The sequence below is a fragment of the Streptomyces sp. NPDC002156 genome, assembly GCF_053593675.1.
The window spans coordinates 1-13,208 of the sequence record NZ_JBSFDA010000088.1; the positions used below are offsets into that span (position 1 = coordinate 1).

Sequence of the window (13,208 nt, forward strand, 5' to 3'; positions counted from 1 at the left end):
TCGTGGTCCTCATTGAACACAGTACGGCGCACCGCCGCCTCCTCGATTCGACTTGCCTAAGCGCTTGCTCAGATCAACCGTACCGGCGAGTACGAAGCCCCGTCCAGAGGAGTCGGGCCGTAACGCTCATCACTCCCCCGCCGAGCCCGGCACCTCCGCCGCCGCGAACGCCCCCCTGGCCATCCGGTGCAACAGCGCGGCCGTGACGCCCCGGCCCGGGAGTCCGCCCGGGCGACCCAGGTGCGGGGTCGAGTTCAGGAGGCCGAAGACCGAGTGGACCGCCGAGCGGGCCGTCGGTTCGGTCAGCTCCGGGTAGACCTCGCGCACGACCTCCACCCACAGTTCGACGTACTGCCGCTGGAGCTGGCGCACCAGCTTGCGGTCACTGTCGCGCAGGCGGTCCAGTTCGCGGTCGTGGAGGGTGATCAGGGGGCGGTCGTCCAGGGCGAAGTCGATATGGCCCTCGATGAGGGAGTCGAGGAGGGTCTCGGGGTCCCCGTCGGACTCCGCGACCCGCCGCTTGCCGCCCGTCAGGAGCTGGCCGCTGATGCCCACCAGCAGCTCGGCGAGCATCGCGTCCTTGCCCGGGAAGTGGCGGTAGAGGCCGGGGCCGCTGATGCCCACCGCGGCCCCTATCTCGTCCACGCCCACACCATGGAAACCGCGCTCGGCGAAGAGCCGGGCAGCCTCCTTGAGGATCTGCTCGCGACGGGTCGGGGCGTCGGTTCTGGTGGCCATGCAAATGATTCTAGACACGGAGGTTAGCGGTCGTTAACCTGGAGGAAATGCGTTAACGCTCATTAACTTGTCGACCACAGGGTGAGGGGACCGCAGGATGCAGGAGGCACCGGAGCTGCACAGCGCGGCGGACCCCGCGTCGGAGGCCTGGCGGGCCAACGAGGCGGCTCACCGCGCGCTGGTCGAGGAGCTGCACGGCAAGCTGGCCGTGGCCCGGCTGGGCGGGGGCGAGAAGGCCCGGGCCCGGCACACCGCGCGCGGGAAGCTGCTTCCCCGGGAGCGGGTGGACCAGCTCCTTGATCCCGGATCGCCCTTCCTTGAGCTGGCTCCCCTCGCCGCCGACGGGATGTACGAGGGGCAGGCACCGGCCGCCGGTGTCATCGCCGGAATCGGGCGGGTCAGCGGGCGTGAGTGCGTGATCGTCGCCAATGACGCCACCGTCAAGGGCGGCACGTACTACCCGATGACCGTCAAGAAGCATCTCCGCGCGCAGGAGGTCGCCCTCGACAACCGGCTTCCGTGCATCTACCTGGTGGACTCCGGCGGGGCCTTCCTGCCCATGCAGGACGAGGTCTTCCCCGACCGTGACCACTTCGGGCGGATCTTCTTCAACCAGGCCCGGATGTCCGGCGCCGGGATTCCACAGATCGCCGCCGTGCTCGGGTCCTGCACGGCCGGTGGGGCCTACGTCCCGGCCATGAGCGACGAGGCCGTCATCGTCCGCAATCAGGGGACCATCTTCCTGGGCGGGCCCCCATTGGTGAAGGCCGCCACCGGTGAGGTCGTCACCGCCGAGGAGCTGGGCGGAGGGGACGTCCACGCGCGCGTGTCGGGCGTCACCGACCATCTCGCCGAGGACGACGCGCACGCCCTGCGCATCGTCCGGAACATCGCCGCGACCCTCCCCGCGCGCGGGCCGCTCCCCTGGGACGTCCGACCGTCCATCGAGCCGAAGGCCGACCCCCACGGGCTCTACGGCGCCGTGCCCGTCGACTCCCGCACCCCCTATGACGTACGGGAGATCATCGCGCGCGTGGTCGACGGTTCCCGGTTCTCGGAGTTCAAGGCCGAGTTCGGGCAGACCCTGGTCACCGGGTTCGCGCACATCCACGGGCACCCGGTCGGGGTGATCGCCAACAACGGCATCCTGTTCTCCGAATCCGCCCAGAAGGGCGCCCACTTCATCGAACTCTGCGACCAGCGCGGCATCCCGCTCCTCTTCCTGCAGAACATCTCCGGGTTCATGGTGGGCCGGGACTACGAGGCGGGGGGCATCGCCAAGCACGGCGCCAAGATGGTCACGGCGGTGGCCTGCACGCGCGTGCCCAAGCTGACGGTGGTGGTCGGCGGGTCGTACGGCGCCGGGAACTACTCGATGTGCGGCCGGGCGTATTCACCGCGCTTCCTGTGGATGTGGCCCGGCGCCAAGATCTCGGTCATGGGCGGCGAGCAGGCCGCGTCCGTCCTCGCGACCGTCAAGCGGGACCAGCTGGAGTCCCGTGGGGAGTCCTGGGCGGCGGCGGACGAGGACGCCTTCAAGGACCCGATCCGCGCGCAGTACGAGCGCCAGGGCAACGCCTACTACGCGACGGCCCGGCTCTGGGACGACGGCGTCATCGACCCCCTCGAAACCCGCCAGGTACTGGGGCTCGCGCTCACCGCCTGCGCCAACGCGCCACTGGGCGACCCCCAGTTCGGCGTCTTCCGGATGTGAGGACCCATGTTTGACACAGTTCTGGTCGCCAACCGGGGTGAGATCGCGGTCCGGGTCGTCCGCACCCTCCGTGCGCTGGGCGTGCGTTCGGTGGCCGTCTTCTCCGACGCGGACGCCGACGCACGGCACGTCCGGGAGGCCGACACGGCGGTACGGATCGGACCTGCGGCAGCGGCGGCGAGCTATCTGTCCGTCCCGCGCATCCTCGAAGCCGCCGCCCGCACCGGCGCCCAGGCCGTGCACCCGGGGTACGGCTTCCTCGCGGAGAACGCGGTCTTCGCGCGCGCGTGCGTCGACGCCGGGCTCGTCTTCATCGGGCCGCCCGCCGACGCGATCTCCCTGATGGGCGACAAGATCAGCGCCAAGGAGACGGTCCGCGCGGCCGGGGTCCCGGTGGTCCCCGGGTCGAGCGGCAGCGGCCTCACCGACGCCGAACTGGCCGACGCGGCACGGGAGATCGGCATGCCGGTACTCCTCAAGCCCAGTGCGGGCGGGGGCGGCAAGGGCATGCGGCTGGTGCGGGAGGCCGGCGCGCTGGCGGAGGAGATCGCCGCCGCCCGCCGCGAGGCCCGCGCCTCCTTCGGCGACGACACGCTCCTCGTCGAACGGTGGGTCGACCGGCCCCGGCACATCGAGATCCAGGTCCTGGCCGACGGCCATGGAAACGTCGTACACCTGGGCGAGCGCGAGTGTTCGCTCCAGCGGCGGCACCAGAAGATCATCGAGGAGGCGCCCTCCGTCCTCCTCGACGAGGGCACGCGCGCGTCCATGGGCGAGGCGGCCGTCCAAGCGGCCCGCTCCTGCGGCTACGTCGGCGCGGGGACGGTCGAGTTCATCGTCCCCGGCAGCGACCCCGCCTCGTACTACTTCATGGAGATGAACACCCGCCTCCAGGTGGAGCACCCGGTGACGGAACTCGTCACGGGCCTCGACCTGGTGGAGTGGCAGCTGCGGGTCGCGGCGGGCGAGCCACTGTCCTTCGGACAGGAGGACGTACGGCTGACCGGGCACGCCGTGGAGGCCCGTGTCTGCGCGGAGGACCCCTCCCGCGGCTTCCTGCCGTCCGGCGGCACGGTGCTCGCCCTGCGCGAACCCTCCGGTGACGGCGTACGCACCGACTCGGGGCTGACCGAGGGCACGGAGGTCGGTTCGCTGTACGACCCGATGCTGTCCAAGGTGATCGCGTACGGCCCGGATCGTCCTACCGCGCTCCGGAAACTCCGGGCCGCCCTCGCGGAGACGGTAACGCTGGGCGTGCCGACGAACGCCGGTTTCCTGCGCCGGCTCCTTGCCCATCCGGCGGTCGTGGCGGGCGAGTTGGACACGGGGCTGGTCGAGCGCGAGGTGGACTCCCTCGTACCGGACGGGGTGCCGGAGGAGGTGTACGAGGCGGCGGCGGCCGTACGGCTGGAGGCGCTGCGGCCGAAGGCAGGGGCGGAGGCGGGCGGCTGGACGGACCCCTTCTCCGTGCCCAGCGGTTGGCGGCTGGGAGGCACGCCCAAGCCGGTCGGCTTCTCCCTGCGCGTGCCGGGACTTGAACCCGTCACTCATGTGGGACATGGCACCCACACCGTCACCGACGATCAGGTGTCCGTGGTCCTGGACGGCATCCGGCACACATTCCATCGCGCCGGCGACTGGCTTGGCCGGGACGGCGACGCCTGGCAGGTGCGCGACCACGATCCCGTGGCCGCCGCCCTGACCGGCTCCGCGCACTCCGGCGCGGACTCGCTCACGGCGCCCATGCCCGGAACGGTCACCGTCGTGAAAGTGGCCGTGGGAGATGAAGTGGCCGCAGGTCAGAGCCTGCTGGTCGTGGAGGCGATGAAGATGGAGCACGTCATCGCCGCCCCGCACGCGGGCACGGTCGCCGAGCTGGACGTCATTCCGGGGACGACGGTCGCCATGGACCAGGTGCTCGCCGTGATCACCCCCGCGGAGTCCCTGGCAGCAGAGCCCTCGGCAGAGCAGGCCTCGGCAGAGGAGGAGAAATGACGCTCCCCATGGTCGTACCGGCCCCGGATCTGCCCGCGCGGGTCAGGATCCACGAGGTCGGCGCGCGTGACGGGCTGCAGAACGAGAAGGCGACCGTGCCGACGGCGGTGAAGGCGGAGTTCATCCGCCGGCTGGCCGACGTGGGCCTGACGACGATCGAGGCGACGAGCTTCGTCCACCCGAAGTGGGTGCCCCAACTCGCCGACGCGGAACAGCTGTTCCCGCTCGTCAGCGATCTCCCCGTACGGCTGCCGGTGCTCGTCCCGAACGGACGCGGCCTGGACCGCGCCCTGGCGCTCGGCGCACGGCAGGTAGCCGTCTTCGCCAGCGCGACCGAATCCTTCGCCAAGGCCAACCTCAACCGCACGCTCGACGAGTCGCTCGCGGTGTTCGAGCCGGTGGTGCGGCGGGCGAAGGACGAGGGCGCGCACGTACGCGGCTATGTGTCGATGTGCTTCGGCGACCCCTGGGAGGGGGCGGTCCCGCTCCACCAGGTCGTACGGGTGTGCAGGGCGCTGCTGGACATGGGCTGCGACGAGCTGAGCCTCGGCGACACGATCGGCGTCGCCACCCCCGGCCATGTCCTGGAGCTGCTCTCCTCCCTCAACGAACAGCGCGTGCCGACGAACGTGCTCGGCGTGCACTTCCACGACACCTACGGGCAGGCGCTCGCCAACACCCTGGCCGCGCTCCAGCACGGCGTCACGACCGTGGACGCCTCCGCGGGCGGCCTCGGCGGCTGCCCGTTCGCCAAGTCGGCGACCGGCAACCTCGCCACCGAGGACCTGGTGTGGATGCTCCAGGGCCTCGGCATCGAGACCGGGGTCGACCTCGCCGGCCTCGTCGCCACGAGCACCTGGATGGCCGACCAGTTGGGCCGCCCGAGCCCGTCCCGCACCGTACGAGCCCTGTCCCACAAGGATCCCGAGGAATCCACGGAATCCCTGCAACCCACGGAACCTACGGAACCCACGGAATCCCAGGAGCAGTGAACGACCATGGACCACAAGCTCTCCCCCGAACTGGAAGAACTCCGCCGTACGGTCGAGCAGTTCGCGCACGATGTCGTCGCTCCGAAGATCGGCGACTTCTACGAGCGGCACGAGTTCCCGTACGAGATCGTCCGTGAGATGGGCCGGATGGGCCTGTTCGGGCTGCCGTTCCCCGAGGAGTACGGCGGGATGGGCGGCGACTATCTGGCGCTGGGCATCGCGCTGGAGGAACTGGCGCGGGTGGACTCGTCGGTGGCGATCACCCTGGAGGCGGGGGTCTCGCTGGGCGCGATGCCCATCCATCTGTTCGGCACGGAGGAGCAGAAGCGGGAGTGGCTGCCGCGGCTGTGCGCCGGGGAGATCCTGGGCGCGTTCGGCCTGACGGAGCCGGACGGCGGCTCGGACGCGGGCGCGACCCGTACGACGGCCCGCCTCGACCCCGACACCGACGAGTGGGTGATCAACGGCACGAAGTGCTTCATCACCAACTCGGGTACGGACATCACGGGCTTCGTGACAGTGACGGCGGTGACGGGCCGCAAGCCGGACGGCAGGCCGCACATCTCCGCGATCCTCGTGCCGTCGGGCACGGCCGGGTTCACGGTGGCGGCGCCGTACTCGAAGGTCGGCTGGAACGCGTCGGACACCCGGGAGCTGTCCTTCGCGGACGTACGGGTCCCGGCGGCGAACCTGGTCGGCGAGGAGGGGCGCGGGTACGCCCAGTTCCTGCGCATCCTCGACGAGGGGCGGATCGCGATCGCGGCGCTGGCGACCGGGCTCGCCCAGGGCTGTGTGGACGAGTCGGTGAAGTACGCCAAGGAACGGCAGGCGTTCGGGCGGCCGATCGGCGCGAACCAGGCGATCCAGTTCAAGATCGCGGACATGGAGATGAAGGCCCACACGTCCCGGCTGGCCTGGCGCGACGCGGCCTCCCGCCTCGTATCGGGCGAGCCCTTCAAGAAGGAAGCGGCTCTGGCGAAGCTGTACTCGTCCACGATCGCCGTGGACAACGCCCGCGACGCGACGCAGATCCACGGCGGCTACGGCTTCATGAACGAGTACCCGGTGGCCCGAATGTGGCGCGACTCGAAGATCCTGGAGATCGGTGAGGGCACCAGCGAGGTGCAACGGATGCTCATCGCACGGGAGTTGGGGCTGGGGATGGAGATGGCGGGCTGAGCCCCACGGACAGGGCCCCGGTGATCGCGGCGGCGTGCCGGTAGGCGCTGTGAGCCCCCGCGATCACCCGGTCCTGGGCCTCGGGGCCGGCGAGGGCCTGGTTCATCCGGGCGGTGAGGCCGGCCCAGCGGTCACGGTCGCCGCTGGTGTAGTAGGCGACGCCGTCGATGCCGGGGAGCTGATAGGCGGCGGTGACGTACGAGTGGAGGAAGAGGGCGCCGAGCGTCGAGCCCTCCATGACGTAGAGGTATCCGAGGAGGGCGGGGAGGTCGGACTCGGCGGCGCGCTGCCGTATGTCGGCGGCGAAGGCGTCGGCTTCCTCAGCGGCCCAGGGGCCGGGGACGGTACCGAGGCCGGCGAAGTAGGCCAAGTCGCGCTCGACGAGGGGGAGTTTGACGAGGTCCGGCGACCACACGGGGCCGACGGAGGAGTCCGAGGAACCCGTGACACGACCGAGTTCGCCCTCAAGAGCCTCCAACACCACCCGGTAGGCGGCGAGTTGGCCGACGTACCGCTCGACGGGAAGTGTCCCGGCGATCATCGCGCTCGCGAAGGGGGTGGCTTCCAGGGCGTCGTGCCAGTCGCGGGTGCTGGCACGCAGCCGCTCAACCACCGTGGCCGGGACCGGAACCGGGGCGGCCATCACGTACCGCTCCGCTGCTGGAGCGTCTCGTGGAGACGGTCGATGAGGTGGCCCTTGCGTTCGATGGTGAGGTCGAAGTAGGCGGCGCTGAGGTCGGACCGGCACACGCGGTACACGCTCTCCTTGGCGTCGAGCTTCAGCCGGACGGCTTCGGCGGCGAGTTCGAGGAGGGTCGATTCCAGTTTGGGATGCCCGAGAACGTAGGCCTTGAGCCGCTCGCCAGAGAGGGACGATCGGGGCGACTCGGGATCTGTCGATTCGTCGAGCAGTTCGAGGAAGACCCGGTTGCTGAGCCCGTCGTAGTCCTCATGGATCCTGCCCCCGCCGAACTCGGGTACGAAGTCGGTGAGGTCGTTGAACAGCTGGCTGGCCAGGCCGAGTTGGCGCATGGCGACGTCCAGGATGTCCTGCTCGTCCTCGACGACGCGGAGAGCGGCGAGTGCCGAGTCGAGCGGCATCCGGAACAGCGTGCCGGTCTTGAGGGCGGCGAGGGACTCCCAGTAGGCGACGCGCTCTTCGAGGGGCGCGGCGATGAGTTCGGCGCGGGTCTCGGCCGTACGGGTGGAGAGGTCGACGGCCTGCCCGGTGAAGCCGCTCTCCACCGCGCGCACCAGACTGTCCACGACAGCGGGATCCTCCGCGTGCCGCAGGACGGCCGCGATCAGCCAGGAACCGGTGTTGAGGGCGAGCGGTACGCCATGGGTGACGTGAAGCGCGGGTTCGCCGTACCGGACATCACTGCCGTCCTGGATGTCGTCGATGGCGACGAAGGCCTTGAGCATGACCCGTACGGCCACCGCCGCTCGCCGGACGACCGCCAAGTCCGCCGAGAATGCCTCGTTCCCGGTTTCGTGGGGGAAGCCCCGGTAGTTGCGGTATGCCCAGTACACCATCGACGGCCGCAGCGGGGCCCGGTTGCCGCCGGGTGCCCCGGCGGTCGGGGGCAGCGCCTCCTGGCCCACCTTGGACCCGACGGCATCGGCGACGGGCTCGTAGAGGGAGCGCCGCAGGGCGGCCTCGTACACGGACTGCGAGGAGACCGCCGCGGGGGCGGTCAGAGAGCCGAGAAACTCGGCCAGATCGTCCTCCAGCAGAGCCGCATCGCCCCGCACGACGGCCGCCACCGCTTCCCTTGCCTGCGCTGCCGCGTCAGCGACCTTCTCCGTGGCACCCATTCCCGCCTCAGCCTCCGCTTCCGGCTCCCGCCCCCGACCCCCGTCGACACGCAGAAGCGTGATCGCAACCGGCGTTCTTCGCAAGGGAGTTCGAGGCCAGGGCGGAGGCCGATATGGCGAAATTCAGCCTCTTGGCAAGTTTGGCATATTCAATCGGCAATGATTATAGGCACATTCACTCGTACGGCTGAAGTCGACCCACATGGCCTACGAGAGCGCACTCACTCAACTACGTTCCGTCACATGGTCAGCTCAGCGCATGAGGCGATGCACCAGATCTTCCGGGAGGATCCGGGCCTGGTCGCCCGAGTCCTCCCGAAGGCCGGCATCGCCTTCCCCGAACCGACGGCCACCCGACTCGTGGACACCGATCTCACCGAGATCAAGCCCCTGGTGCGCCGCGTGGACACGCTGTTGGAAGTCGAGGTCGACACGGCGGACGGCGGAGGCTATCTGCTGCTCGTGGAGTCCCAGGGCAAACCGGACCCGGACAAGTTCAGCAGTTGGGCGTACTACTTGGCGCACATCCACGCCGAACGCAAGTTGCCCCCGGTGCTGCTGGTGGTGTGCCAGGACAAGAACACCGCCTCCTGGGCAGCGAACCCGATCCGCATCGGACTGCCGGTCCACACCAGCATGATGGTCTTCCCACTGGTCCTGGGTCCCGACAACGTTCCCGCGATCCTCGACCCGGACGAGGCGGCAGCGGATCTCCCCCTGGCCGTGTTCTCCGCACTCGCCCACGCCAAGGACCCGGCCCTCCCTGCGATACTGGAAACACTGGCGGCGGCGGTGGACATCGTCGGCGACAATGTCGCGGCGGACTGGGTGGAATTCGCTGAAATCGGCCTGGACAACACCCAGGCCCGCGCACACTGGAGGAAACTGATGGCGATGCGTACCAGCCGCTTCCCCGGCCGCGGCACCATCATCGAGGAAACCCGCATCAAGGCCCACGCCGAGAGCCGCGCCAAGGACATCCTCCGCGTCCTCGAACTCCGCGGCATCGACGTCCCCGAAGCCGCCCGCGAACGCATCACCAACTGCACCGACCTGGACACCCTCGGCACCTGGTTCGACCGGGCCATCGCAGCCGCCAGCACCGAGGAACTGTTCCAAGAGGCATAGGTAGGGAACCCACCAACAGGTTCGGTTCCCAGACAACACCCAGCGCCCCCCACACTGGAGAAACCTGATGGCCATGCGTACCAGCCGCTTCCCCGGCCGCGGCACCATCGTTGAGCAGGTCCGCATCTCGGCCCGCTCCGAGGACATCCTCCGTATCCTCGAACTCCGCGGCATCGACGTCTCCGAAGCCGCCCGCGAACGCATCACCCAGCACACCCCCCTGGAGACCCTCAACATCTGGATCGACCGGACCCTCACAGTCACCAGCACCGAGGAACTGTTCCGAGAGGCTTAACCCCAGAACCTCGCCGACAAGGGCCGCGACACCGGAGTTCGCCGGTGGGGCGGCCCTTTCTCCTACGCATGGCCGCTTCCGCCCTTCTGCCCCAGGCGGAACCCGGACGAAGCCCGGCCCGGCCCGGCTCGGCTCAGACGCGGTGGACCGTGTGGAGAGTGCTGGCATACGTCCCCGCCCCATCCAGCAGCGAGGCGCCGCCGAGGTCGGCCATCGTGGGCCCGTCGACGGTCTTGCGGCTGGAAAGGAACCGGCGCTTGCCACCCGCGTCGACGCCCAGATGGATGCCGACGTGATCGACGGTGACCGTCGCGTTGTCGTCGCCGGAGTCGGCGTTGAAGAGGACCAGGTCGCCGGGTTGGAGCAGCGCGGCGACGGGCGGGTTGGTGCCGTCGGTACGGTCGATCCGTACACCCGGGGTGTGGTCGGCCATGTGCCGGGACTTGCGCGGGATGCGGAGCCCGGTGGTGTCCTCGCCGGCGGCCAGCGGAACTCCCAGGTGGTAGCCGTACACCATGCGCACGTACCCCGAGCAGTCGAGATTGCCGACCTGTTTGGCGGAGGGCCCGGTGTGGGTGCCGTCGTCGAAGGTCCAGCCGATGTTCATGTACTCGTGGAAGTCGGCGCCCTCGTAGCGGTAGCCCTGGGGGTCGAGGTACCCGTAACCGGCCTCGCCGAGCACCTGCTTGCCCTGGGCCAGCCCGGCTCCGGCGGTCACCGCGGGCGCACCGCCGAGGAACATGGCCGCGTACGCGAGCACATCAGGAGCGGTGGACCCGACCCACCCGCGTACGACGGCCGCGGTCCCCTCGGTCCACGTCCCGTCGAAGGGCTGGGGCAGCACCCGCACCCAGTCGCCGTGGGTGACGCTCGGCGGCACCTCCCAGTTGGCGGCGTCGACCTGGAACCGGCTGACGGAGAGGGTGACCGGCAGATTGGTGCACCCGGAATTGGCCAGCGCACGAAGCCCGACCCGCCCCTTGGCGAAGGTGGGATCACTGGTCTCGACGGCCCAAGCGGCCGGCTCGGCCGAGGCGGAGGCCCACGCCTTGACCCGGATGGCCGTCCCTTCCCGCCGCACCCGGATGGTCCACTCGGTACCGGCCGCGACTCCATTGGCAAGGGTCACGGCGGGCACCAACTGACTGACGACGTCGGCGACTTCCTTCTCGACACGGAGTTGGACAGCGCCCGTGGTGAGAAAGGACAGCCGGGCCCGGTAGTTGCTGTGCGGGCTCTGATACCCGAAGGTCAGCGCGTACGAACACGCCTCCCCCGTGGGCACCTTGTCGATGGAGGCCACCGCACGCACATCGACGTCGGTGATCTCACCGTCGCGCAAGCTGGCGTGCCGACTGACGCCGTCCGTGGTCAGGGCGATCCTCCCGGCCCCCGGCACAACCGAGTAGTCGGTGTCCCCGCCCCCGAGAGTGGCCCAACTCCCGCCACCGGGCGAGGTACCCCAGTACGCCCGGTCCTCCTCGGGCAGCGACAGATCCGGCAGGGTGCGCTTGAGGTCGTCCACGAAGAGCCGCTTGTTCTCGACGAACGTCCGCTGCGGCCCCGGCAGTACGACGGTCCGCGCACCGTGCGTCAGCAGCGCGACGCGCTTTCCGCCGGAGGTGACCTCGGTGCGGGTCGGGGTGCCTGGGAGCACGGTCGCGGTGAGGGTGGTGGTGAGGGTGAGGGGGGCGAAGTAGGAGGCGTCGAGTGGGGGGAGGGTCACTGCGGAACGGGCGCCGGTGACAAGGCCGTTCGAGGTCGGGAAGGGCGGGACGGTTGCTGCTGAGGCGGCGGCGCGTGCGGGGGCGGCGGCCAGGGTACTGAGGGGAACGGAGGCGGCTGAGGCTGCGATGGCGGCCAGGAGGTGTCGGCGGGAGGTGGTGGGCATGGGGTGGATGATCTCGTATGGGGGCCGGGCGGGCGGAGTTGTTTTTGAGGGGCGGGGCTGCTGGCGGGGTCAGACACCGCACTGACGAGGCCGCAAGGTGACCAATCCCCCCATTCTTCTCACGTTATGAACTCACTCAACTACCCTCGGTGCATGTTCGTTTCTCAAGCGCGCCGCTATGTGCACGAAGTGGCTCAGGCCAACCTTGCACACAGGCAGGGACTCGGGATGCGGCGATCAACAGCGCGAGGGGCGTGAGGACCGGTGGCGATGCAGGACAGCAGGGGCAGGCAACAGGGCCGGGGTACGGGCGAAGGGCTTGACCCGTACGCGTCGCCGAGGGCGTTCTACGGGTGCGAGCTGCGCCGAGAGCGGGAAGCCGCGGGCTTCTCCCAGGAGCAGTTGGGGGAGAAGGTCTTCTGCTCGGGCACATACATCGGCCAGTTCGAGTCGGCGATGCGTCGCCCGCAGCCGGACCTGTCCCGCCTCTTCGACCAGATCTTCGGTACGGGTCAGCACTTCGAGCGGCTGTGCGGCCTGGCCCGGAAGTCCAAACACGCGGACTACTTCGCGGACGCGGCGGAGCTGGAGAAGCTCGCGAAGACGATCAGCGAGTACGCGCCGATGCTGGTGCCGGGGTTGTTGCAGACGGAAGAGTATGCGCGGGCGATCACCCGCGTCACCTTGCCGTATGCGGAGCCGCATGAGATCGAGGAGTACGTGCAGATCCGGCTGGAGCGGCAGAGCATCCTGGCGAGGACAACGAGGCCTCTGTTGTGGGCAGTTCTCCACGAGACCGTTCTTCGGGTGCCGATGGGCGGACCCGTCGTCATGTCGGAACAGCTGCAGCACCTGGTCGAAGCGGGGATGAGCCGGCGCGTGGTAGTCCAGGTACTTCCGTTTGCCGCCTCGGCCGAGGCGTTCATCAACGGCATGACGTCTCACTTCACCTTCCACGACGCTCCGCCCGCTGTCTACGCGGAAGGAGCCGGGAGCGGCCAACTCATCGAGGAACCGGCACTGGTTGAGCAGTACCAAAGGTCATACGATCGGGTCAGGGCAGCCGCACTGTCGCCAGCGGCATCCCTGGACCTGATCGCATCGGCGGCGGAGGACTACTCAACAACATGAGCACCCGACACGACCTGAGCGCGGCAGCCTGGCGGAAGTCGTCCTACAGCGATGGCCAGGGGGGCAGTTGCGTGGAAGTAGCCGACGGCTTCCCCGGCATCGTCCCTGTGCGCGACAGCAAGTTCCACGGAGGCCCCGCTGTCATCATCCGAAACACTGGATGGTCAGCCTTCGTCACCGCTGTCAGGGACGGATCGATCACGCACTCTTCAGGCGGGTAGCGCCTCATCACAGGGTGTGTCCGCAACGCCAACTCGCGGGAATCCTCCCAAGACTCCCGCCGTCCTTTTGGTCAACCTCGGCAAGCTCGTGTCACATGACGTTCTG

General features: G+C 69.4%; 12 protein-coding genes. 8 read left to right on the forward strand and 4 right to left on the reverse strand.

The window, feature by feature from the left end; all coding sequences use genetic code 11:
• Positions 1–129: 129 nt before the first annotated feature.
• Positions 130–738: an SACE_7040 family transcriptional regulator gene (locus ACWCRB_RS30000; protein ID WP_450999025.1), complete on the reverse strand. Its 609-nt coding sequence runs from the start codon at positions 736–738 to the stop codon at positions 130–132.
• A gap of 97 nt (positions 739–835) precedes the next feature.
• Between ACWCRB_RS30000 and ACWCRB_RS30005 the strand changes: the two genes are divergently transcribed.
• Genes ACWCRB_RS30005 through ACWCRB_RS30020 form a run of 4 tightly spaced genes read left to right on the forward strand, consistent with a single transcriptional unit; the run spans position 836 to position 6,618 of the window.
• Positions 836–2,452, forward strand: coding sequence for a carboxyl transferase domain-containing protein (locus tag ACWCRB_RS30005; protein WP_450999026.1), 1,617 nt, complete (start codon positions 836–838; stop codon positions 2,450–2,452).
• 6 nt (positions 2,453–2,458) lie between these two features.
• On the forward strand, positions 2,459–4,447 hold the full coding sequence (locus ACWCRB_RS30010) for an acetyl/propionyl/methylcrotonyl-CoA carboxylase subunit alpha (protein ID WP_450999027.1): 1,989 nt from the start codon (positions 2,459–2,461) through the stop codon (positions 4,445–4,447).
• Positions 4,444–5,439, forward strand: a complete 996-nt coding sequence (locus ACWCRB_RS30015) for a hydroxymethylglutaryl-CoA lyase (RefSeq protein ID WP_450999028.1) — start codon at positions 4,444–4,446, stop codon at positions 5,437–5,439. Before ACWCRB_RS30010 ends, ACWCRB_RS30015 begins: the two co-directional genes overlap by 4 nt.
• A 6-nt stretch (positions 5,440–5,445) precedes the next feature.
• Complete coding sequence (locus ACWCRB_RS30020; RefSeq protein ID WP_450999029.1) at positions 5,446–6,618, forward strand: acyl-CoA dehydrogenase family protein; 1,173 nt, start codon at positions 5,446–5,448, stop codon at positions 6,616–6,618.
• On the opposite strand, the gene ACWCRB_RS30025 is transcribed toward ACWCRB_RS30020, so the two are convergent.
• Both ACWCRB_RS30025 and ACWCRB_RS30030 read right to left on the reverse strand, forming a co-directional pair.
• Positions 6,575–7,261, reverse strand: coding sequence for a biliverdin-producing heme oxygenase (locus tag ACWCRB_RS30025; protein WP_450999030.1), 687 nt, complete (start codon positions 7,259–7,261; stop codon positions 6,575–6,577). The two genes, ACWCRB_RS30020 and ACWCRB_RS30025, sit on opposite strands and share 44 nt — an antisense overlap.
• The gene (locus ACWCRB_RS30030) at positions 7,261–8,436 is read right to left on the reverse strand and encodes a polyprenyl synthetase family protein (protein ID WP_450999031.1); all 1,176 of its coding nucleotides are present in this window, start codon (positions 8,434–8,436) and stop codon (positions 7,261–7,263) included. The genes ACWCRB_RS30025 and ACWCRB_RS30030 overlap by 1 nt, the downstream gene beginning before the upstream one ends.
• A gap of 243 nt (positions 8,437–8,679) precedes the next feature.
• On the opposite strand from ACWCRB_RS30030, the gene ACWCRB_RS30035 reads away from it, so the two are divergent.
• Together ACWCRB_RS30035 and ACWCRB_RS30040 are read left to right on the forward strand one after the other, a co-directional pair.
• On the forward strand, positions 8,680–9,564 hold the full coding sequence (locus ACWCRB_RS30035; protein WP_450999032.1) for a hypothetical protein: 885 nt from the start codon (positions 8,680–8,682) through the stop codon (positions 9,562–9,564).
• Positions 9,565–9,631: 67 nt separating this feature from the next.
• The gene (locus ACWCRB_RS30040) at positions 9,632–9,859 is read left to right on the forward strand and encodes a hypothetical protein (protein WP_450999033.1); all 228 of its coding nucleotides are present in this window, start codon (positions 9,632–9,634) and stop codon (positions 9,857–9,859) included.
• A 133-nt stretch (positions 9,860–9,992) separates the two neighbouring features.
• Here the strand turns inward: ACWCRB_RS30040 and ACWCRB_RS30045 are convergent, their stop codons facing one another.
• Entirely contained in the window at positions 9,993–11,750 is a 1,758-nt protein-coding gene (locus tag ACWCRB_RS30045) for a hypothetical protein (protein WP_450999034.1), read from the reverse strand.
• 270 nt (positions 11,751–12,020) lie between these two features.
• On the opposite strand from ACWCRB_RS30045, the gene ACWCRB_RS30050 reads away from it, so the two are divergent.
• Both ACWCRB_RS30050 and ACWCRB_RS30055 read left to right on the forward strand, forming a co-directional pair.
• A complete protein-coding gene (locus tag ACWCRB_RS30050) occupies positions 12,021–12,881 on the forward strand; it encodes a helix-turn-helix domain-containing protein (protein ID WP_450999035.1) in 861 nt (286 codons plus the stop codon).
• The gene (locus ACWCRB_RS30055) at positions 12,878–13,102 is read left to right on the forward strand and encodes a DUF397 domain-containing protein (protein WP_450999036.1); all 225 of its coding nucleotides are present in this window, start codon (positions 12,878–12,880) and stop codon (positions 13,100–13,102) included. Before ACWCRB_RS30050 ends, ACWCRB_RS30055 begins: the two co-directional genes overlap by 4 nt.
• The last annotated feature ends 106 nt before the right edge of the window (positions 13,103–13,208 follow it).